The 20,732-nt window shown below is 61.7% G+C and carries 17 protein-coding genes and 4 pseudogenes; 12 read left to right on the top strand and 9 right to left on the bottom strand.

The features are described 5' to 3' along the window. Positions 1-270: 270 nt before the first annotated feature. Positions 271-570, bottom strand: a complete 300-nt coding sequence (locus tag JN403_RS14380; protein WP_205482901.1) for a helix-turn-helix domain-containing protein — start codon at positions 568-570, stop codon at positions 271-273. A 399-nt stretch (positions 571-969) separates the two neighbouring features. Here JN403_RS14380 and JN403_RS14375 point away from each other — a divergent pair, with 399 nt between their 5' ends. Next, positions 970-2,499 carry a nucleobase:cation symporter-2 family protein gene (locus JN403_RS14375; RefSeq protein ID WP_205482899.1) on the top strand — a complete coding sequence of 510 codons (1,530 nt, stop codon included), beginning with the start codon at positions 970-972 and terminating at the stop codon, positions 2,497-2,499. Positions 2,500-2,541: 42 nt separating this feature from the next. Next, the gene (locus JN403_RS14370) at positions 2,542-3,024 is read left to right on the top strand and encodes an LEA type 2 family protein (RefSeq protein ID WP_205482897.1); all 483 of its coding nucleotides are present in this window, start codon (positions 2,542-2,544) and stop codon (positions 3,022-3,024) included. Positions 3,025-3,045: 21 nt separating this feature from the next. Here the strand turns inward: JN403_RS14370 and JN403_RS14365 are convergent, their stop codons facing one another. After that, complete coding sequence (locus JN403_RS14365) at positions 3,046-4,092, bottom strand: LacI family DNA-binding transcriptional regulator (protein WP_240356564.1); 1,047 nt, start codon at positions 4,090-4,092, stop codon at positions 3,046-3,048. Positions 4,093-4,312: 220 nt separating this feature from the next. Here JN403_RS14365 and JN403_RS14360 point away from each other — a divergent pair. The 3 genes and pseudogenes from JN403_RS14360 to JN403_RS14350 all read left to right on the top strand — a co-directional run bounded on the left by JN403_RS14360 (position 4,313) and on the right by JN403_RS14350 (position 8,989). Beyond that, positions 4,313-6,573: pseudogene (locus tag JN403_RS14360) on the top strand (TonB-dependent receptor). A 45-nt stretch (positions 6,574-6,618) separates the two neighbouring features. Continuing rightward, positions 6,619-8,039 (top strand): annotated as a pseudogene (locus tag JN403_RS14355) (LLM class flavin-dependent oxidoreductase). 35 nt (positions 8,040-8,074) lie between these two features. Next, positions 8,075-8,989 (top strand): aliphatic sulfonate ABC transporter substrate-binding protein, encoded by a 915-nt coding sequence (locus JN403_RS14350; RefSeq protein WP_275900185.1) that lies wholly within the window; start codon positions 8,075-8,077, stop codon positions 8,987-8,989. A 189-nt stretch (positions 8,990-9,178) separates the two neighbouring features. Here the strand turns inward: JN403_RS14350 and JN403_RS14345 are convergent, their stop codons facing one another. Continuing rightward, the gene (locus tag JN403_RS14345; protein WP_205487327.1) at positions 9,179-9,436 is read right to left on the bottom strand and encodes a hypothetical protein; all 258 of its coding nucleotides are present in this window, start codon (positions 9,434-9,436) and stop codon (positions 9,179-9,181) included. Between the two features lie 199 nt (positions 9,437-9,635). On the opposite strand from JN403_RS14345, the gene JN403_RS14340 reads away from it, so the two are divergent. After that, positions 9,636-9,956 (top strand): DUF883 family protein, encoded by a 321-nt coding sequence (locus JN403_RS14340; RefSeq protein WP_205482893.1) that lies wholly within the window; start codon positions 9,636-9,638, stop codon positions 9,954-9,956. A gap of 72 nt (positions 9,957-10,028) precedes the next feature. Here JN403_RS14340 and JN403_RS14335 read toward each other — a convergent pair whose 3' ends face one another. Then, complete coding sequence (locus JN403_RS14335; RefSeq protein WP_122534515.1) at positions 10,029-10,382, bottom strand: hypothetical protein; 354 nt, start codon at positions 10,380-10,382, stop codon at positions 10,029-10,031. A 76-nt stretch (positions 10,383-10,458) separates the two neighbouring features. On the opposite strand from JN403_RS14335, the gene JN403_RS14330 reads away from it, so the two are divergent. The 6 genes from JN403_RS14330 (at position 10,459) to JN403_RS14305 (ending at position 15,064) form a co-directional block, all read left to right on the top strand. Continuing rightward, complete coding sequence (locus tag JN403_RS14330; protein ID WP_163023038.1) at positions 10,459-10,704, top strand: hypothetical protein; 246 nt, start codon at positions 10,459-10,461, stop codon at positions 10,702-10,704. Positions 10,705-10,862: 158 nt separating this feature from the next. After that, positions 10,863-11,417 (top strand): paraquat-inducible protein A, encoded by a 555-nt coding sequence (locus tag JN403_RS14325; protein WP_240356978.1) that lies wholly within the window; start codon positions 10,863-10,865, stop codon positions 11,415-11,417. Continuing rightward, positions 11,414-12,031 (top strand): paraquat-inducible protein A, encoded by a 618-nt coding sequence (locus JN403_RS14320; RefSeq protein ID WP_122534513.1) that lies wholly within the window; start codon positions 11,414-11,416, stop codon positions 12,029-12,031. Before JN403_RS14325 ends, JN403_RS14320 begins: the two co-directional genes overlap by 4 nt. A gap of 54 nt (positions 12,032-12,085) precedes the next feature. Next, entirely contained in the window at positions 12,086-13,696 is a 1,611-nt protein-coding gene (locus JN403_RS14315) for an MlaD family protein (RefSeq protein WP_240356563.1), read from the top strand. Further along, positions 13,693-14,316, top strand: a complete 624-nt coding sequence (locus JN403_RS14310; protein ID WP_122534511.1) for a PqiC family protein — start codon at positions 13,693-13,695, stop codon at positions 14,314-14,316. Before JN403_RS14315 ends, JN403_RS14310 begins: the two co-directional genes overlap by 4 nt. Positions 14,317-14,635: 319 nt before the next feature. Then, a complete protein-coding gene (locus tag JN403_RS14305; RefSeq protein ID WP_205482892.1) occupies positions 14,636-15,064 on the top strand; it encodes a helix-turn-helix transcriptional regulator in 429 nt (142 codons plus the stop codon). 116 nt (positions 15,065-15,180) lie between these two features. On the opposite strand, the gene araH is transcribed toward JN403_RS14305, so the two are convergent. The 5 genes and pseudogenes from araH to JN403_RS14280 form a co-directional block, all read right to left on the bottom strand. Further along, complete coding sequence (gene araH, locus JN403_RS14300; protein ID WP_065988753.1) at positions 15,181-16,146, bottom strand: L-arabinose ABC transporter permease AraH; 966 nt, start codon at positions 16,144-16,146, stop codon at positions 15,181-15,183. Positions 16,147-16,191: 45 nt separating this feature from the next. Then, positions 16,192-17,719: pseudogene (gene araG / locus JN403_RS25790) on the bottom strand (L-arabinose ABC transporter ATP-binding protein AraG). A gap of 93 nt (positions 17,720-17,812) precedes the next feature. Beyond that, a complete protein-coding gene (locus tag JN403_RS14290; RefSeq protein ID WP_205482891.1) occupies positions 17,813-18,817 on the bottom strand; it encodes a substrate-binding domain-containing protein in 1,005 nt (334 codons plus the stop codon). A gap of 164 nt (positions 18,818-18,981) precedes the next feature. Next, positions 18,982-19,858: pseudogene (locus tag JN403_RS14285) on the bottom strand (SMP-30/gluconolactonase/LRE family protein). 79 nt (positions 19,859-19,937) lie between these two features. Next, positions 19,938-20,645 (bottom strand): FadR/GntR family transcriptional regulator, encoded by a 708-nt coding sequence (locus JN403_RS14280; protein WP_205482890.1) that lies wholly within the window; start codon positions 20,643-20,645, stop codon positions 19,938-19,940. Between the last annotated feature and the right edge of the window lie 87 nt (positions 20,646-20,732).

Here is a 20,732-nt window from a genome sequence, read left to right as displayed (position 1 = left end):
GGACATCCATGTCCTGACGGCGCTCTCGCCGCATCCATGCGGCTCGACCCACTGCGCGTCGTCTGCGTTCGGCCTGCACCCAAGTCGCGATTTGTGGTGTCTGGACTTTTACCGCATGAAGATCAAAAGCACATCAAGATCAAAGGCTTCCCGGCTGAAGCCGGTCCTACAGTCGAGGCCGCAACCACTATTTCTGATTCTGATCGTTCCCACGCTCCGCGTGGTAACGCCGCCCGGACGCTCCGCGTCTTGCAGATCACACGAGGTGTATTAGATCTGCATCAACTGCCGAGCGTAGGCGTGGAGCACTTCGCGCTGGATGATGAAACTGGCGTATTTACCTTCGCGCAGGGTGGCGATGAGGCCGGCGCGCTCGAGCTCTTTGGTGTGGTGGGAGACGGTGGCGGCGCTGACCGGATGGACCTTCAGCACTTCGGCGCAGGGTAGCGCCTGTTCGCTGTCGCCGATCTGAATCAGGATCCGAAAGCGTCGGCTGTCCGCCAGCGCCCGGGCGATCAATGCGATTTGCGACTCACTCAACGGGAACTGCTGTGCCGTGCTCTTGATCATCGTGACGCCTCAGTAAAAACCTCCTTGTCCAGAGATACTGCGGAACAAACTCGACAGGCTGGTGACGGTCACCACTGATGGCGGTCGACACTGGCGGTCAACATTATGGAGGCTTTCGGCAAAAGATGGTTCAGCGCCGTGAGCATTTGCCTGGAACCAGCCGACATCGATCGCTGACCTGGGTAATGTTTTCTGGCATCCTGCGCGCCCTTTTTCCCACGGCCGACTGCCATGCCTCGCCTCACGATTTGTACACAATCTTCTACTAAAATGTATTTCTACTTGTGGACATGTTGTACAGTCGGCAATCCTGACCGGCAAGACAAGATGTCCGCACCGGTGGGAGATGTGTCATCCGCAAAGCCCATGACCCCATAAAAACAAAATGGCAGGCTAACCATGACCGCACCCCGCAACAGCGCCCCGAGCCGCTCGGCTTCTGCTTCAGTTTCATCCAGGACTGACCTCATCTACGGCCTGCATGACCGACCGCATTTCACCGCCGCGATCTTTGCCGCGTTGCAGCACGTGCTCGCCAGTTTCGTTGGCATCATCACTCCCACCCTCATCGTCGGCAGCGTGCTCGGGCTGGACAGTGAAGTGCCGTACCTGATCAGCATGGCGTTGTTCGTGTCCGGGCTGGGCACCTTCGTTCAGGCCAAACGCTTCGGCCCTATCGGTTCGGGCCTGCTGTGTCTGCAGGGCACCAGCTTCTCCTTCCTCAGCGTCATACTCAGCGCGGGATTTCTGGTGAAGAGTCGCGGCGGCGGCACAGAGGAAATCCTTTCCACGATCTTCGGCGTGTGCTTCTGCGCGGCGTTCGTCGAAGTCGCCCTCAGCCAGTTCATCGGTAAATTGCGCAAGCTGATCACCCCGGTGGTCACGGGCACGATCATTACCCTGATGGGCCTGTCGCTGTTGAAAGTGGCGATGACCGACATGGCCGGCGGCTTTGGCGCAAGCGACCTGGGTTCGGCGGCGAACATGGTCCTGGCAGGTCTGGTGCTGATCACCATCGTGGTCCTCAACCGGTTCAACATCCCGTTACTGCGCCTGAGTGCGATCATCATCGCCCTGGCATTGGGCTTCGCCGTCGCGTGGTTCATGGGTCGGGTGGATTTCGCGCAGATGCCCCATGTCCCGGTGATGAGCCTGCCGGTGCCGTTCAAATACGGCTTTTCCTTCGATCTGCTGGCGTTCATCCCGATCGCGGTGATCTTTCTCGTGTCGCCGCTGGAGGCCGCCGGGGACCTTACCGCCAACTCGATGATTTCCCGGCAGCCGGTGAGCGGGCCGGTGTACATCCGCCGGATCAAGTCGGGGCTGCTGGCGGACGGGCTGAATTCGGCGCTGGCCGCGACCTTCAACAGCCTGCCCATGGTGACGTTCGCGCAGAACAACGGGGTCATTCAGCTGACCGGCGTGGCCAGCCGCTACGTGGCGTTTTACATCGCCGGGATTCTGGTGCTGCTGGGCCTGTTCCCGATTATCGGCGCGGTGCTGCAACTGATGCCGAAGCCGGTGCTGGGCGGCGCGACGCTGATCATGTTCGGCACCGTGGCGGTGGCGGGCATCAAGATCCTCTCGGAAGCCGGCCTGCATCGGCGCAATATGCTGATCGTGGCGATTTCCCTGGGCATGGGCCTGGGCGTCGCTGCCGTGCCGGAGGTCTTGCGCGAGCTGCCCAAGGCGCTGCACAACATTTTCGAATCACCCATCACCGTCGGCGCGTTCTGCGCGATCCTCCTCAATATCTTTCTGCCGGAGGAATACCAGGAGCCGGAGCTCACCGAATTCGACCCGGAAGCCGCGACCTTGAAGGTGCTGCAGGACCCGTCCCGCGGCCCCGATGCAGAAGCTGATGCAGCTCCTGACGCAGAACCTCTTCCGGCGCGCGGGGTCGCACACTTGAATCGTCAGGACGTTTGAAGGGGCATGTTGTGCCCCAACGGCCTGCCACGGGAGTCACCGATGCCGCTACGCCTGATCCGCACCCTCCTCGCCGGCCTGACAATGGTGCTCGCACTCAGCGCCTGCGCGCTGTTTCCCAACCGCGACCCGTTGAACATCAACGTGGTAGGCATCGATCCCCTGCCCGGCCAGGATCTGGAAATCCGCTTCGCCGTGAAGCTGCGCCTGCAAAATCCCAACGACACCGACATCCAGTACGACGGCGCCGCGCTGAACCTGGACGTCAACGGCCGCTTGCTGGCGACCGGCGTGAGCGATCAAAAAGGCACGATCGGGCGTTTCTCCGAGGGCGTACTGACCGTGCCGGTCACCGTTTCAGCCTTTGCCGCCCTGCGCCAGGCGGTGGGCCTCGCTGATCAGCAACGCCTGGACAACCTGCCCTACGAGCTGCACGGCAAGCTGGCCGGCGGACTGTTTGGCACGATGCGCTTTGAGGACAGCGGCACGCTGAGCCTGCCGAAACCGGCCAGCGGCACTTGGTGATGGCGGCTTGGCAGAACGTCGCTAGCTGCTTTCCCGGCCGATCAACCGGCACTCCAGCAAATTCAACCGCTGAAAGACCTCGTCCGCGCCGATTACCCCCAGGCGCTGCAGCACCCGCTCGGCAGCAAGCACGCCAATCTGCAACGCGGGCGGCTTGATCGTGCTGAGGCTGGGCATAAGCATTTCGGCGAAGGGGTAATCGCCGAAACCCAAGATTGCGCAATCACCCGGAATGCTCACCCCTGCACGCTGCGCCGCGAGCAACCCGCCGGCGGCCAGGTTGTCGTTGGCGAAGAAGATCGCATCAGGAGGCGTGGCGTGCTGCATCAGCCCGGTGAGCGCCTGCTTGCCGGCTTCGAACGGCGCAAGATCGCCGGCCGGCGTGAAAATCTGCGGGCTGACCCCGGCCGCTTCCAGCGCCTGCACATACCCGGCGCAACGCTCCTGAGCGCTGAAGTCCCCCGCCGCGCTGTTGAGCACGAACGCCACGCGCCGATAACCGCGCTCCAGCAGATAACGCGCACCGGTAACGCCCACTTCATGGTGGGAAAAGCCGATCTGGATCGGCGCGCGGTCGGGCTGGTAGTCCCAGGTTTCGATCAGCGGGATGTCCGCCGCCGCGAGCATCTTCTCCGTGGCCTCGCTGTGGAAGTGGCTGGTGACCACCAGCGCAGCGGGTGACCAGCCGAGAAACGCACGGATCGCCCGCTCTTCCTGCTCGGTGGAGAAATAGCTCGACGCCAGCAGCAGCTGATAACCGTGCTGCGCCAGGGTATCGCTGAAGCCCTGGATGGTGTCAGCGAAGATCGGCCCGGAGATGTTCGGCACCACCATCGCCACGATCCTGCCCCTGGCCGACGCCAGCCCTCCGGCCACCAGATTGGGCACGTAACCCAGTTCGGCAACGGCCGCTGCGATGCGCTGACGATGCTCGTCGGACACCTGATCGGGCTGATTGAAGTAACGCGACACGGTCATCGTCGACACGCCGACATGGCGGGCCACGGCGTCCTGGGTCACGCGCCCGGCCCCGCGTCGCTTGCGTGGGGGATCTGCTGTGTCGGTCAAAACGCCCGCTCCTGCCGAAAAACTGGTTATAACCAGAGATTATTTAAAGCTTATTTTTCAGTATTGGACGGTCTATCCAACGATTATCGATACTGGCGATGTTAGCGCTAACCGACAGTATCAGCTACTCGCTTGAGCGAATGCCCACCTCTCTGCCGCGCAGCACACCCAGTGGCCGCAGAGCCACCTTCCGACAGGCATTCATCAGCGAGCAACGATCATGCGACAAACCGGGGCGTTCCATTTACCGAGTCATCTGAGCCAGGCCGTTGCGGCGGCGCTGAAGCTATCACTGGCACTTGCACTGCCGCTGTGCGCACTGCCGGTCTTCGCGGCGGACCTGTCGACCGCGCCCTCAGGCGTGGAGCAGTCACCGGAAACCGCCACCCTGCAGGCCGTCACAGTCACCGCCACCCGCCGGGAAGAGCCGCTGCAGCAGGTCCCGGTCGCCGTCACGGTGCTCGATGGCGAACAGCTGGAGCGCGACAACCGCAACGGCGTCGCCAGCATCGCGCAACAGGTGCCTGCGCTGAATTTCCGCACCGGTGCCTCGAACAAGGACACCTCACTGTTCATGCGCGGCGTCGGCACCATTTCCACATCCCCGGGCGTCGAGCCCACGGTTGCGACGGTAGTGGATGGCGTGGTCTACGCGCGGCCCGGCCAGGCGACGCTGGACCTGCTGGACCTGGAGCGCATCGAAGTCCTGCGCGGCCCTCAAGGCACGCTATTCGGCAAGAACGCCTCGGCCGGTGTGCTGAACATCGTCAGCAAGGCGCCCACCGCCGAGACCCATGGCTACATCGATCAGTCCTACTACAGCGGCAACGAAAGCCGCACCCGTTTCGGCATTGGCGGCAGCCTGATCCCCGACACCCTGAAGGCCTCGGTCACGACGTTGTTCGGCACCTACGACGGCAACGTGCACAACAAGGCCAACGGCCAGGAGGTCAACGGGTACAACCACAAAGGCGCGCGCGGCAAGCTGGAATTCACCCCCAACGAGGACGTCAAACTGACCGTCATCGGCGACTACATGCAGTCTCACGATGACACCCCCAACGGCGTCATCAGCCAGTCGCTGACACCGGCCTTCGCCAACGCGCTGTCGCCAGTGCGCGCCAGCCACGACAACCGCGACCTGGTCAGCGATGACCGCAGCCATGTCGACGACATCAACAAGGGCTTGTCGGCGCAACTGGACTGGAACCTGGGCGATTACACGCTGACCTCGATCACCGCCTGGCGCGGCTGGAACAATACGCAGTGGCAGGATGGCGACCGACTGGCCAACATCAGCGCCGCCTTCCCGGCCACCGCAGACAAAGGCGATCTGGATTTCAATCAATACTCCCAGGAGCTGCGACTGGCCTCACCCAAAGGGCAGTTTCTCGAGTACGTCGGCGGTCTGTATTACATGCACGGCAAGGACGACGAAACCTACCGTCGTACGCTGATCACGCCCACCGCGACCAACACCGGCGTCGCCGATTACAGCACCACCAGCGACAGCTACGCGGTGTTCGGCGAAAGCACGCTGAATTTCACCTCGGCGTTTCGCGGCATCGCCGGTCTGCGCTGGACCCACGACGACCTGGAATACGATCACCGCCGCGTCTCGACGTCCGCCACCACGGTCAGCGGCATTCAGCCCGGCACCAGCAGCTCCGGTTCGGTGGACGAAGACGGCTGGTCAGGGCGGCTGGGCGTGCAATATGACTTGAGCGATTCGGTCATGGCTTACCTCACCTACTCGCGCGGCTACAAAGGCCCGGCCTACAACGTGTTCTTCAACATGCAGCCCCGGGACACCGGCGCCCTCAAACCTGAAACCTCGAACAACTGGGAGCTGGGCATCAAGGCCACCACCTGGAACCACCGCCTGACCACCAACGTCGCGGTGTTTCACAGCGAGTACAGCAACTATCAGGCGAACTTCTTCGACAGCGTCGCGGGCCAGGTGGTGACCCGGCTGATCAACGCCGGCAGCGTCAGCACCGAAGGGGTCGAGGCCGATTATGCCTTGCAGGCCACACGCAACCTGAAGTTCTCCGGCGCCATCGCCTACACCAAGGCGCGCATCGACCAGTTCAGCTGCCCGGCGGGCGCGGCGGCGTCCTGTGACGTGAACGGCAAGACGCTGCCCTACGCGCCGGACTGGAAAAGCTACGTGCGCGCCGATTACACCATGCCGCTGGACAACGGGCTGGACATCGAACTGGGCACTGACTACAGCTGGCAGAGCGAAGTGCAGTACGACATCAGCCAGAACCCGGACACCAGGCAAGGCGCCTACGGACTGTGGAACGCCAGCGCAGCCGTGGCCGATTACAGCAATGGCTGGCGCGTCGCGGTGCTGGCGAAAAATCTCACCGACAGATCCTATTCCCCCTGCTTGCCAGCGGCACGGGCTACATCTACCGCGCCGTGCCACGGGACGACGAGCGCTACTTCGGCGTGCAAGTTCGCAAGGATTTCTGAGCATGGGCGAACCTTCACAAGGACACTTCATGAAAGGCAGCGGCAATGAGCACTGAACCCCCGCAGACAAGCGCTGACTCGCGGCAAACACGCACTGAGCCCCGGCAGATGAAACTGGGCGCGTTCCTGATGGCCACCGGTCACCACGTTGCGGCGTGGCGCCACCCGGACGTGCCGGCCAATGCGGGCCTGGACTTCACGCATTACAAACACCTGGCGCAGGTGGCCGAGGCGGCGAAGTTCGACACGCTGTTCATCGCTGACAGCGTGGCCGCCGCGACCGGGGATGCTGCTCGCCACATGGCCCGCTCGGACCACTTCGAACCCCTGACGCTGGTCTCGGCGCTGAGCGCGGTGACCGAGCGCATCGGCCTGATTGTCACCGCCACCACCAGTTACAACGAGCCCTTCCACATCGCCCGTAAATTCGCCTCCCTGGATCACTTGTCCGGAGGCCGTGCGGGCTGGAACCTGGTGACATCGGATGCCGCCGCCGAAGCCCTGAATTTCGGCCGCGACGAGCACATCGACCATGCCGAGCGCTACAGCCGCGCCCGGGAGTTTCATCAGGTCGTGACCGGATTGTGGGACAGCTGGGACGACGACGCTTTCGTGCGGGACAAGGCCAGTGGCGCGTATTACCGCCCGGACGGCCTGCACGTGCTGGATCACCAGGGTGAGCACTTCAAAGTCAAAGGCCCGCTCAATGTGGCCCGCTCCCCCAAGGTCAGCCGGTGATGGTGCAGGCCGGTTCGTCGGAGGCCGGCCGTACGCTGGCGGCGCAAACCGCCGAAGTGGTGTTCACCGCACAGCCCTCACTGGCCGCTGCCCAGGCGTTCTACGGGGACATGAAGTCTCGAGCCGTCGGGTTCGGCCGAGACCCCGACATGCTCAAGATCATGCCCGGCATGTTCGTGGTGGTCGGTGACAGCGAGGCCCAGGCCCGGGACAAATTCGAGGAATTCCAGGCGCTGGTTGAGCCCCGCGTGGGTGTCGCGTTACTGGGGAGGATGCTGGGCAACTTCGACCTGTCGGGTTACCCGCTGGACGAACCCTTGCCCGCGCTGCCATTGACCCGGAGCGGCCAGCAAAGCCGCCAGGTCCTGCTCTCGCAATTGGCGCAGGACGAACACCTGACCCTGGCGCAGCTCGGACGACGAATCGCCGGCGGCCGAGGCCATTTCAGCGTGATCGGCACCGCCAGCCAGATTGCCGATCAGTGGCAGGCCTGGTTCGAGCAAGGCGCCGCGGACGGTTTCAATGTGCTCGTGCCGCACTTGCCGGGCGGGCTGGAGGACGTGGCGCACAAGGTGATCCCGGAGCTGCAGCGGCGCGGTTTGTTCCGCCGGGAATACACCGGCAGCACCTTGCGCGAGCACCTGGGTTTGCCGCGTCCGGCCAACCGGTTCAGCGCCCCGCCAGGGCATCGCCCTGCACACAGAAACGAAGAGGGTTTGAAAGTATGAAAATAGTGCGCACATTGGGCAGCGCATTGCTGGCGATGATCGGGATCAACCTGGCCTGCGGGAACGTCGCGGCTGCGGCCGATTCATCCGATCCGGCCGAGCTGCGCATCGGTTATCAGAAGGGCTCGATTGCGTTGGTGCTGGCCAAGGAACAGGGCCTGCTGGAGAAGCGCTTTCCCGACACCCATGTGCAGTGGATTGAATTCCCGGCGGGGCCGCAGATGCTGGAGGCCTTGAACATCGGTGCGCTGGATGTGGGCTCCACCGGCGACATTCCGCCGCTGTTCGCCCAGGCCGCCGGTGCCGACCTGCTCTACATTGGCGCCGAGCCCGCCAAGCCGCAGGCGGAAACCCTGCTGGTCGCGGCCGACAGCCCGCTGCATCAGGTGGCGGACTTGAAGGGCAAGAAGGTGGCGTTCCAGAAAGGCTCCAGCTCCCACAACCTGATCCTCCGCGCCCTGAACCATGCCGGGCTGAAGTACACCGACATCCAGCCGGTTTACCTCAGCCCGGCCGATGCCCGCGCGGCGTTCGAACAAGGCAGCGTCGATGCCTGGGCGATCTGGGAACCGTTCTCGTCGCTGGCACTGAGCAGCGGTGGGGCTCGGTTACTGGCGGATGGCTCAGGCCTGGGACTGTCCGGGCCGATCTACACCGCCAGACGTTCGTACGCCGTTGGGCACGGGGCCTTCATCAACGCCTTGCTCGAACAGCTGACACAAGCCGAAGCGCTGACCCGCAGCCAGCGGCAGCTGAGCCTGGACGTGCTGACCCGTTCGATGGGCCTGCCCGAGATGGTGATTGCCCGCTACATGGACAACCGCCCTGCCTCGCCGATTCTGCCGATCACCCCGCAGATCATTGCGGCGCAGCAGCGGACGGCCGATCTGTTTTTTGAAAACCATTTGCTGCCCAAACGCATCGAAGTCAGCGCAGTGGCCAAGCCGTAGCCGTAGCAGTAGCCGTAGGCTGTTAGTGGGACCGGCTTTAGCCGGGAAAGCGTCAGCCGCCACACCGCAAACACGGGCAAAAATGATGTCGCCAGGACTGGCCTATTCCCGGCTGAAGCCGGTCCCACTAAACCGCGCATGGCAGGACCGGCTTCAGCCGGGAAGGCGTCCGACTGTCTAAACCGAAACCTAGCGCCGCGCCGCTGCCACCAGACGATTGACCTCGGCGCGCACCATGTTGGCGTACTCCGGTGGCGACATGGCGTCGAGTTCGCCGCGCACCCACTCCGACCATTTGCCCTTGCGTTTGGCCCGCTCGCCCATCAGCCGGGCGGCGTCCCCCTTGGCCTTGCCCAGATTGCTCTGCCACAGATCGAACAGGCGAGACTTTTCGTCCTCGATAGCGGCACGTTCCGGAAGGGTTTTATTGGCCAGGTTGTAGCTCATGGTATGTACCTCGATGTGCAAAACGAAACGCATGAACGGAGCCGTATCGGCTCGAAAAACGTCAGCATCTTACACCCGGTGAAGACAATTCCCGACCCTGTTCAGTGTACTTTTTGGCCGCCGGCGGATTTGGGCTGCAACTTTTCAGGCCCTCAAAACTCCATTGCACACTGCCATAACCACTGAAAGGAAATTTGCCATGGCTCGTAAAACTGCTGCCCAAAACGCCGCTGTCGAACAGATCAAGGATCAAGCGTTCAGCGAACTGGCCGCCCTCATTGAAGAGTCCGACAAATTGCTCAAGGACAGCTCGTCACTGGTTGGCGAAGAAGCCGACACGGTACGCGCTCAGCTAAGCCAGAAGCTGAAGCAGGCCATGGAATCCGTGAGCAGCGTGCGCGAACGCGCCAAGCCAGCCGTCGATGCCACCGAAAACTACATCGGCGGCCACCCATGGCAGACCGTGGCGGTCTCTGCGGGCTTCGGTCTGGTCGTGGGTCTGCTGCTGGGCCGTCGTTGATTATCGACGTCTGACTCTGCTTCAAGACAGGCCTTGGCCGGGGCATCCCTTGATGCCACCGGCCTTGGGCCCTCAGGAGTGTGGCGCGATCACTTCCAGCTGTGACAGTCGATGGGCCTTGGCCATTGCGGCATCGATATCCATTTTGGCCTTCTCGGCGTCAGCCTGAGACTCGAACGGCCCGATCATCACCACTTCTCTGCCATCGACCTTCACCACGTAAGACGGGTAATGGTGCTCGACCAGCCAATAGGTCATGTCGCTCAGCGCTTCCTTCAAGTGGACACGAATGGTCCATTGCTGCGAAGCCGGCGTCGGCGCTTCCGCCACCGAATCAGTGCTCGGAACCTGGGCGGGTGTCGCCGGCTTGCCGCCATCACAACCCGCCAGCATCAACACCGCTACCATCATTGCCATCTTGCGCACGTCTGTCGCTCCTCGTTTGAAGTGGCGGGAGTCTATCACCGCAGGTGGATGCGAGTTGTAACTGGCCGCCGCTACAATGCTCGGCCACAACAGCAAATTCGCTTTCAACCCTGCCTGTGACAGCATTCTGAAAACGGTGCGGCCGCCTTTGCAAAATGACGCCGAACCCAATGATGGCACTGTGGTCAATCTTTCAAGTCTTTCCGCCGGCGCGTCTTTCATGACATTCACTTCAACTAATGCAAGCCTGCGCTTGGCCGACAGGGTATCGTTGCCCGCCCAACGCCCACACGCGCAATCGACGAAAGCCGATCTATCGTGAACACATCCATGACTTCCGCGACACCCGCGCCGATGACTGACATTTCTCACCGCCAGGCCCATGCATCCGAGCAACCGCCCGCGCCAGCGCTGGCCGAGACGCACACGCGCGCTGATCAGTGGATCATCTGCGAGCATTGCGACTCGGTTTACGAGGCCATGCCTCTGAACAAAGGCGAGGCTGCCTATTGCCTGCGCTGCGCCGCGATTCTTCGCCGCAGTCACCGGCTGACCATCGAGCAGCTGCTCGCACTGAGCCTCGCCGCCTGCGTCCTGTTCATCTTCGCCAACGTGTTTCCGGTCATCAGCATCAGCATGCAAGGCCTGCACAACGAGGTGACCCTGTGGGGTTCGGTTCAAGCGCTGGCCCAGGGGCAGATCACGCTGATCGCCCTGGTCGCAGGGCTGGCCATCATTCTCGCGCCGGCGCTGCAGATCGCCCTGCTGTTCTGGGTGCTGGCGCATGCCCATCGCGGCGAGATCGCCCCCGGCTTCAAAATCTGCATGCGCACCCTCGAACACCTGCGGCCCTGGAGCATGCTGGAGGTGTGCCTGCTGGGGATTCTGGTGGCGATCGTCAAGCTGGCAGGCATGCTGGACGTGCACGCAGGCGCAGGCCTGTGGGCCATGGCAATGCTGATGGTGCTGATCCTGTTGATCGCCGGCAAAGACATCCGCCGCCTGTGGGACGAACTGGGAGTTGAACCGGAATGAACGGCATTCCCTACGCCCGCGACTACAACGTCACCTTGTGTCACGTGTGCAGTTACGTCTGCCCGGAAGACGCCCATGAATGCCCGCGCTGCGATTCGCCGGTGCATCGGCGCAAGCCCAACAGCCTGACGCGCACCTGGGCCTTTCTGATTGCCGGGCTGATCTTCTACATTCCGGCCAACCTGCTGCCGGTGATGTATACGACCATGCTCGGCAGCAGCAGTGAGAACACCATCATGAGCGGGGTCATCGAGTTCGCCGAAAGCGGCTCCTGGGACATCGCCATTCTGATTTTCATCGCCAGCGTGGTCGTGCCCTGCATCAAGTTTCTGGTGCTGGGGCTGATGCTGGTGACATGCCAGCGCCGTAGCACATGGGCGATGCGCGAGCGCTCGCGGCTGTTTCGTTTCATTGAATTGATCGGCTACTGGTCCATGCTCGACGTGCTAGTGGTGGCGCTGGTGGCAGCGCTGGTTCAGTTTCGCGGGCTCAGCACCATCGAGCCGCGCCTTGGCATTCTGTTTTTTGGTTTGGTGGTGGTGATGACCATGCTTGCCGCCATGACGTTCGATCCCCGGCTAATCTGGGACGCAGAGGTTGAAGATGTCCGATAACACCCTACCCCCTCCCCGCCGACCCGACCGCAGGTCAAGGCACGCAAGGTTCGCGTGTCACTGGTCTGGCTGGTGCCGATCGTCGCCGCCCTGATCGGCCTGTCGATGGTGGTTCATGACTTCCTCAACGTCGGCCCCAAAGTGGTGGTGAGCTTCCTCACGGCCGAAGGTCTGGAAGCCAAGAAAACCCAGGTCAAGTACAAGAACGTGGTCATCGGCATGGTCACCGACATCGAACTCAGCGACGACCGCACTCACGTGCTGGCGAGCATCGACCTGAACCAGTCGGCCGCGCCGTTCACCCGCGCCGACACACAATACTGGGTGGTGCGGCCGCGCATCGGCGCCCATGGCGTGACCGGCGTCGACACCCTGTTATCGGGGGCGTTCATCGGCGCCGATGCCGGCAATTCGGAAGAAACCAAGAAAGACTTCACCGGCCTGGAAACCCCACCGGCCGTGACGTTTGGCGAGAAAGGCAAGCGCTTCATTCTGCACACCGACGACTTGGGCTCGCTGGACATCGGCTCGCCGGTGTACTTCCGCCGCATCCAGGTGGGCCAAGTCGTGGCCTACGAACTGGCAAAGGACGGCAAGGGTGTGGACGTCGAAATTTTCGTCGGCGCGCCCAACGATCAGTTCGTCCTCGACGATTCACGCTTCTGGAACGCCAGCGGCGTGGACGTCACTCTCGGTGCTTCGGGTCTGAAAGTGTCGACCCAGTCCATGGCCTCGATTCTCTCTGGTGGTATCGCCTTCCGTGAACCCAAATACAGCCCGGACGCCAAGCCAGCCAACGGCAACGCCGAATTCAAGCTGTTCGAGGACCAGGCCACTGCGCTGGCCCCGCCCGATGGCGAACCCAAATACATCCGCATGCGCTTCAACCAGTCGCTGCGCGGCCTTGTGGTCAATGCGCCGGTGGACTTCCTCGGCGTCAATATTGGCCGCGTGGTGTCCGTCGATCTCGACTATGACGCCGCCACAGGCACATTCCCTGGCATCGTCGGCGCAGTCATCTATCCCCAGCGGCTGGGTGCTGCAAACGACAAGCTGCAGCAGCAGGCAGGCGCAGGCGACGATGAAGAAAAGACATCGCGAGTACTCGGGCAATTCATTGAACGTGGCCTGCGTGCTCAGGTCCGTACCGGCAACCTGCTGACAGGGCAACTTTACGTTGCCATGGATTTCGACCCCAAGGCGCCGAAAGTCTCCTACAACGCCAAAGCACGGCCGCTGGAGATCCCGACGGTGCCGGGCAGCTTCGACAAACTGCAGGAGCAGTTGCAGCAGTTTGTCGACAAGCTTGGCAAGATCCCCCTCGACGACCTGGCAAAGAACCTCAACGGCAGCCTGATCGAACTTCAGAAAACCATGAAGCAGGTCAACAGTGACGTGTTGCCACAGATGCGTGGCGCGTTGCAGCAAGCGCAAAAAACCCTGGGCACGGCCAACGAAGCGCTGTCGGATGACTCGCCGGCACGTCAGCAACTGGGTCAAGCCATGGACGAAGTGCAGCGGACGGCGCGCTCAGTGCGGGTGTTGACCGACTTCCTCAGTCGCCATCCCGAATCGCTGATTCGCGGTCGCAGTGGCGACGCGGCGCCCGGTTCGTATAAAGGATCATCCTCTTCCCGTGAAATCGCTCCGGAGCCGGCCCAATGACACTGCGTAATTCTCTTCTCGCCCTGGCGTGTGTGTTCGGTGTGACGGCCTGCGCTTCCACGCCGACCCACTATTACACCTTGATCGCGCCGGCCGCTCCGGTGCAGGCGAATGTAAGCCCGGCGCCGTTTCAGTTCGAAATGCAGGCTGTGCTCATGGCGGTGCAGGTCGACCAGCCGCCGCTGGTTATCCGCCAGGGCAATGGTAGCCTGGCGATTCTGGAGAACGAACGCTGGGGCGCGCCGTTGGGGGATGAATTCCATGACGCGCTGACCGGGCAGCTGGAGCGTCGCTTCGGGTCTCGAGACCTTGCCGGGCTGCCGAAACAGAGTGACCAGCCGGTGCTATCGGTGCGCACCGACGTACGTCGCTTTGAATCGGTGCTGGACCAATACGCCCTGATCGACGTGGTCTGGAACCTGAGCCTGCGCGGCAGCGGAGCCGGGCCCGGTACCCAGCGCAAGACCCTTACCTGCAGCAGCGTGATTCGGCAACCCGCAGCCCCCGGCATGGAAAACCTGGTGCTCGCTCATCAGAAAGCCGTGTCGGCTCTCGCAGAAACCATCGCGCGGACCGCCTCGCAATGGGCGCGCCAATCCGATGCCCGCTGCCCTTCCTGACAGCATCGACGCCCGGTCCTCAGACGCCCGGGCGTTCCCTTCAGCGCACCTTCTTCGCGCCACTATTCATAAAGCGCACCGATCTAATCCAAGACCTTCGTTCGAATGGTTGTCATACAACTGTTTGAGAAAATTCCTACAACACGCTATTTTCGGATCCACATTCAAGCCGAATGACGGTATTGTCGGGTCCGGTACCAACAGACGAACCTCTTAAGCCGCACCCGTTTGCGTTGATCCGCTCATCCTCCCGCCGAGTCGGTCCATGAATTCGCATTCAGCTGCTTGACATCAGGGATCCTCAAATGGAGTTGAGCACATGAAAGGCATTGGCGTGCGACTCAGGCAGGAACGCAACAGACTGAAGCTGTCACAGAGCGCTTTGGGTGCCATCGGCGGCGTCGAAACCAACGCTCAGGGCAATTACGAAAACGGCACCCGGTCGCCGAAGGCCGATTATCTGCTGCGCATCGCCGAGGCCGGTGTCGACCTGAACTTCGTTATGAGTGGCAACAGGGCATCGCCGGACGCAATGAGCAGAACACCGGTGATTGATCATGAAGAAAGCCCGGACGTATACCCCCATCTGACCAAAGTCACCCACCAGTTGCACCGTAATTTATACGGCCTCATTGAGGCGTCGCTGCAGTTAACGCAACTCATCGAGGTGCGCAACCACGACGCCCGGTTCAGCGAAGCAAAAGTGCAGCTGGAAACGATCCGGGTTGAAGCGCAGTCGCTGGCTTAGGCCACGATGAAGTTGATCTTCGAGACCTCGAAACTGGTGTAAGGCGGCATGGGAGGAGATGAGGCGCTTGGCGGGGAGACGCCCTCCCCACACAGCGCAGTCCAGACGACTCCGAATCAGCGACGCTTCAACCGGTCGATGATTACCGCCAGCAACAGGATCGTGCCGCGGATCACGTACTGGTAAAACGTGTCGATGTTCTTCAGGTTCATGGCGTTTTCGATGATTGCCAGGATCAACACCCCTGCGATGACGTGGCGAATCATGCCGATGCCGCCGCTCAGGGATACCCCGCCCAGTACGCACGCGGAAATCACCGTCAACTCAAAGCCCTGGCCGATCATCGGCTGACCCGAGGTCATGCGCGAGGCCAGCACCACGCCGGCCAGCGCGCCGATCAAGCCGTGCACAGCGAAGATGATGATCTTGGTCCGGTCAACGTGTACGCCAGCCAGCAGCGCCGCTTCCTGGTTGCCGCCGATGGCCAGGGTGTTGCGTCCGTAGGTGGTGTAGTTCAACAGCCAGCCGAAGAAGATAAAGCAGACGATGGTGATCAGAATCGGCACCGGCACGCCGAACAGCTGACCGTTACCGAACACGAAGAAGGCCTCGTCGCCAACGCCCACGGCTTTACCGTTGGAGAAGATATACGCCAGCCCCCGCACAATCTGCATGGTTGCCAGCGTGGTGATCAGCGCGTTGATGCGCAGCTTGGCGATGACGATGCCGTTGATCAGCCCGACGAGCAAGCCCATGGCCAGCGCCGCCGATACGCCCAGAAACACGCTGTCGGTGTCACGTATGACGATCCCGGCAATGACGCCGGAGCACGCCAGCACCGAACCGACCGATAGGTCGAAATGCCCTGACGCCAGGCAGTACAGCATGGTGCAGGCGGCGATGCCGACCGTGGAAATCGCCAGACCCAGGCCACGCATATTCAGCGGTGACATGAAGTTGTCGATCAAAAGCGCACAGAGCACAAAGATGCCCAGGGCGGCCATGAGCATGGCCCAGTCATCGACGAATCGACGCAGGTTCATGCCTTGGCGGGGAGCCGTCAGGCTGGATTCGGTAGACATACGCACCTCGTTCTTATTTTTCATAGCCAGTTTTCATAGCCAGGTTCAACCGCGCGTACGCGGCAATGCCAGTTGCAGAAGACGCTGTTCATTGGCCTCTTCGCGGGACAATTCGCCGGTGATGGCGCCTTCACTCATGACCAGAATCCGATCGGAAATGCCCATCACCTCCATCAGGTCGCTGGACACCACGATGACCGCAATGCCATCGGCGGCGAGGTTGTGGATGATCTGGTAGATCTCGGATTTGGCGCCGATGTCGATGCCCCGGGTGGGCTCGTCCAGCAGCAGCACCTTCATCGGCATCGACAGCCAGCGGCCCAGAATGGCCTTCTGCTGATTGCCGCCCGATAGAAACAGCATTTGCTGTTCGGGCGAAGGCGTTTTGACGTTCATCGACTTGATCTGGTGCCGGGCGTTGTCACGCTCCCAGCGGCCCTGAATCAGACAGCCCAGGCTGACATGGCGAGGCCGCGCGCCGATGTTGATGTTCTCGGCGACACTGGACAGCGGCACGATGCCTTCTTTTTGCGGTCTTCCGGGCACAGCAGAATGCCGGCGTCGATGGCGTCGCGCGGTGAACGCAGGTTCAGCGGCTTGCCCTCCAGTTGCAAGGCCCCGGCCTGACTGCGCGTCAGCCCCGACAGCATGCGAAACATCTCGGTCCGACCGGCGCCGACCAGGCCGAAGAAGCCAAGGATCTCCCCTTCTCCACGGCAAAACTGACCGGCTCCTGCAAACCAGGGCCCATCAGGCCAGTCACTCGCAGGCTCGGCCCCTGGTGCTGGCGTGGCCGATAGTTATAGATGTCCTGGATGTCGCGCCCGACCATGCAGGTGACGAGGCGGTCATGGTCCAGATCGGCCATGTCCTCGAAGGTGCGCACGAAGCGCCCGTCCTTGAACACGGTCACGGCGTCACACACGCGGAAGATTTCTTCCATGCGATGGGACACGTAGAGAATGACCCGGCCCTCGTCACGCAGCCGGGTGATGATCGCCATCAGCCGATCAATTTCCCGCGCCGACAGGCTGCTGGTGGGTTCGTCGAACGCAATCACATGGGCGTTGCGCGACATGGCCTTGGCGATTTCAACCAATTGCCGCTGACCCAGGGAAAGATCTCCCAAGCGCGTGTTCGGGTCGATCTCGTCAGCCAGACCTTTGAGCAGCTCCCTCGCGCGTCGGACCATGGCCCGACGGTTGATCATGCCCCAGCGATTGGGCATGTGACCGAGCAGCAGGTTCTCCGCCACCGACATTTCCGGGACCAGGTGCAGTTCCTGGTGAATCACCGCGACGCCGGCCGCGATGCTGTCAGCGGTTGATTTGAACGCCAGGTGCTGATCGCCGATCTGCAGATCGCCGCTGTTGGGCTGGTACGAGCCGCCGAGAATCTTCAGCAGCGTCGATTTACCCGCGCCGTTCTCGCCCATCAGCGCATGTACGCTGCCTGGGCGAGCTTCGAAATTGATGTCCGACAGCGCCTTCACACCGGGAAAGGTTTTACCGATCCCGTTAAAGCGCAGGCTGCCGCCAGGCTGAACCTGTTGTTGAACCGATGCCTGTTGCATGAACCACCTCCACCCCGCCCCACCCTTTGCGAGTGAAACGGGGCCTTGCAGATATCCGCCTGAGTTTCAGGCGTCCCGACTCGACTGCCGCGCTTACTTGTACAGACCGAGCGGGGTCAGCACGTCCTTGAAGTTGGCACGGGTGATCAGCGTCACGTCGTCCATGGCGGTGTATTTAGGCGGTTCTTTGCCGGTGGTGACCCACTCGTAGACCATCAGGGCGGTGTTGTAGCCCTCTTTGTCAGGGCTAGGCAGCATCGACCCAAAGAAGCCGCTGTCCTTCTTCTTCAGCTCGTCGATGGCGTCAGTGCCGTTGATGCCGATGCCGATGACGTTGGCGGCGGTGAAGCCTGCGCCCGCTGTCGCACGTACGCCGCCCAGCACGGTGTTGTCGTTCATGCCGCCAACGATGAGGTTTTTCGCGCCGCTTGGCAGTTTTGGCAGGGCAGCACCGGTGGAATCCATGCTGCCTGGCACGTCGAGGGTTTTCTGAGGAGCAAAGAGGATGTGATCCTCAGGCAAACCGGCTTTCTTCAACGCGTCCACCGAACCGTCGGTGCGCTTCTTGCCGGTGTCGAGCTCGTTGTAGGTGTTGATGATCGCGTAGGTTTCTTTCCAGTCCCACTTGCGATTCTTCGCTTCGTCGGCCATGGCCGCGCCCTGTTTCTGGCCGACTTCGAACGCGGCCATGCCCAAGTACGGCACGTCTTCCATGAACTTGCCTTTGGCGTCGACAAAACGGTCGTCGACGGCCATCACTTTCATGTCATTGGCTTTGGCTTTGGCGACGATGGACGGGCCGAGGGAAACATCAGGCGGGCAGATGACAAACCCTTTGGCGCCGTTGGCGGCGAGGCTGTCGATGGCGGAGAGGGTTTTCTCACCGTCGGGAACGGCAATTTTGATCACTTCAAAACCGTGTTCCTGACCGGCTTTTTCAGCGAAGGCCCATTCGGTCTGGAACCAGGGCTCTTCAGCCTGTTTGACCAGGAAGCCGATCTTGACCTTATCAGCGGCAGATACACCGCCGCTCATGCCCAGGATGGCGGTGGCAACAGCAGCACAGCACAGGGAACGAATCCCGTGGCGACTCAACATAGCTAACTCCTTATTTTTATTGACTAGCTACAGCGTTCAGCAGTGAGTGTCGGGACGGAATGCAGCTGGAAACAACGCAGGCCGACCGACTGAAAACAGTCATATCATATTATCAATGAAGCCTATGTAACCGAGTGTCACACCTCTACCGCACAGGGTTTGGCTCACCCCGCAAAGCGATGCGAGGGCATGCCCTTGATGCCCATTTTCATCTGAATCACAGATCCATCCAGCTCCAGCGCGGCTTCTGCGGGCCGCGCGCTGGTGACGAATAACGTGGTCATGTCCGGCCCGCCGAATACGCAACTGGTCGGGTGACTGACCGGCAACTCGACGACCCGATCAACGCTGCCATCGGGGCCAAAACGGATCAGGCAGCCACCCCCCAGCGGGCGTTCCAGACAAAACCATCTTCGTCCATCGCCGAGCCATCGGGGGCACCGCGCGAATGCTCATGGGCCCAGACCTCGCGGTCGCCTAAAGAGTGATCGTCGTTGATCGGGTAACGATAGATCACGCCGTCCAGGGTGTCTGCGGTCAGTACCGCTGCATCGTTCTCCGGCCAGACCAGGGTGTTGACGATGCCTTGCCCACTGAGCAAAGGCGCGACTGAGGCATCGCCGTCGACGCGGTAAAGTCCGCCGGAGCGACGCTCGATCGGCAGGTCACCGCCCTCCTCGTCCAGGTTGTTCTGCATGGTCCCCAGCCACAGCCGGCCGTGCCGGTCGCAACGGGCTTCGTTGGCACGGTTGCCGGCCACAGGGTCAGCGGCGCAGAGCAGAGAAATAACAGGCTGATGGGACGGGGAATCGAGGTCGAGACGGTGGACCCCCTGGCGAGAGTGACCAGTGCATCGCCTGTCGTGGTAGGTATGAAGGCGGAGACCGGTTCGCTGAACTGCCAGTGGGACAGCTTGCTCGCCTGAAGGCGCAGCGCGCGGAAACTGGCGATGTCGACCCAGTACAAGGCCTGATGGGCATGGTCCCAGAACGGCCCTTCGGCCAATTTGAAACGCTGGTCACAGACCGGCAGCCATTTCATGGAAGATTTCCTGCTTATTATTGTAGGTCTGTGAGCCACTCAAAAAGCCCACCTGTAAAACGTCAAACTCAGCCTGTCATCAGTTGCGCGTCAACGGTTGCTGGCGAGAACGCGCAATCACTTCACCAGCGTTTTCGATCAGACTCATGCAGGCCCACACACCCCGCGCTGAATCCCGATTCGCAATGGCGTCCGCCAGATCTTTGTGCAACGGCAAGGTTCTGCCCAGCTCGCCGGGCACCGCCGATGACACTTCAAACGAAATCGCCAGCAGAGCGCCCAGTGCCGGCAGCATCTGCTCGATAAACTGGTTATGACTCGCCGCCAGCACCGCTTCATGGAAGCGTTGATCCGCAGCGTTGTAATCGCCGAAGTCGGCGACGCTGGCCGCAAGTCGCGCATAGGCTGCCTGAATCCCGGCAATTTGCTCCGTTGTCGCTCTTTCACACGCCCATCGCACCGCCATCGGTTCAATGGCGCGTCTCAAATCCAGCAGGTCCAGCACAAAACTTGTCGGCAGACCTTTTGCCGCCAGCCAACCCACGACCTGCGGGTCAAACAGATTCCAGGCGCGCACCGGCAATACCCGCGTGCCCACCTTGGGCCCGACTTCCAGCAGCCCCTTGGCCACCAGGGTCTTGATGGCCTCGCGAATCACCGTCCGGCTGACCCCGAACTCTTCACCCAACGCCGCTTCAACCTTCAGCGACTGCCCCGGCATCACGTTGCCTTGAGCAATCCAGGCCCCCAGGCGGTCTACCGTCGACGCATGAAAACTGCTGCTCATTGATCCGCCCCTGTTTGCGGTGTGTTCCGCGAATCGAGGCTAATGATCATACGATTAGGCGTCAATCGCCTGTACAGGCGGGCGATT

The sequence above is a fragment of the Pseudomonas sp. 15A4 genome (assembly GCF_016925575.1).
GTDB lineage: Bacteria > Pseudomonadota > Gammaproteobacteria > Pseudomonadales > Pseudomonadaceae > Aquipseudomonas.
Note: the sequence above shows the minus strand (reverse complement) of the source record. Positions and strands in the feature narration are given on the sequence as shown.

Coding starts and splice junctions, on each gene's coding strand:
- JN403_RS14380 (WP_205482901.1), bottom strand. CDS start 570: ATGATCAAGAGCACGGCACAGCAGTTCCCGTTGAGTGAGTCGCAAATC.
- JN403_RS14375 (WP_205482899.1), top strand. CDS start 970: ATGACCGCACCCCGCAACAGCGCCCCGAGCCGCTCGGCTTCTGCTTCA.
- JN403_RS14370 (WP_205482897.1), top strand. CDS start 2,542: ATGCCGCTACGCCTGATCCGCACCCTCCTCGCCGGCCTGACAATGGTG.
- JN403_RS14350 (WP_275900185.1), top strand. CDS start 8,075: ATGATCGGGATCAACCTGGCCTGCGGGAACGTCGCGGCTGCGGCCGAT.
- JN403_RS14345 (WP_205487327.1), bottom strand. CDS start 9,436: ATGAGCTACAACCTGGCCAATAAAACCCTTCCGGAACGTGCCGCTATC.
- JN403_RS14340 (WP_205482893.1), top strand. CDS start 9,636: ATGGCTCGTAAAACTGCTGCCCAAAACGCCGCTGTCGAACAGATCAAG.
- JN403_RS14330 (WP_163023038.1), top strand. CDS start 10,459: ATGCTCGGCCACAACAGCAAATTCGCTTTCAACCCTGCCTGTGACAGC.
- JN403_RS14325 (WP_240356978.1), top strand. CDS start 10,863: ATGCCTCTGAACAAAGGCGAGGCTGCCTATTGCCTGCGCTGCGCCGCG.
- JN403_RS14320 (WP_122534513.1), top strand. CDS start 11,414: ATGAACGGCATTCCCTACGCCCGCGACTACAACGTCACCTTGTGTCAC.
- JN403_RS14310 (WP_122534511.1), top strand. CDS start 13,693: ATGACACTGCGTAATTCTCTTCTCGCCCTGGCGTGTGTGTTCGGTGTG.
- JN403_RS14305 (WP_205482892.1), top strand. CDS start 14,636: ATGAAAGGCATTGGCGTGCGACTCAGGCAGGAACGCAACAGACTGAAG.
- araH (WP_065988753.1), bottom strand. CDS start 16,146: ATGTCTACCGAATCCAGCCTGACGGCTCCCCGCCAAGGCATGAACCTG.
- JN403_RS14290 (WP_205482891.1), bottom strand. CDS start 18,817: ATGTTGAGTCGCCACGGGATTCGTTCCCTGTGCTGTGCTGCTGTTGCC.
- JN403_RS14280 (WP_205482890.1), bottom strand. CDS start 20,645: ATGAGCAGCAGTTTTCATGCGTCGACGGTAGACCGCCTGGGGGCCTGG.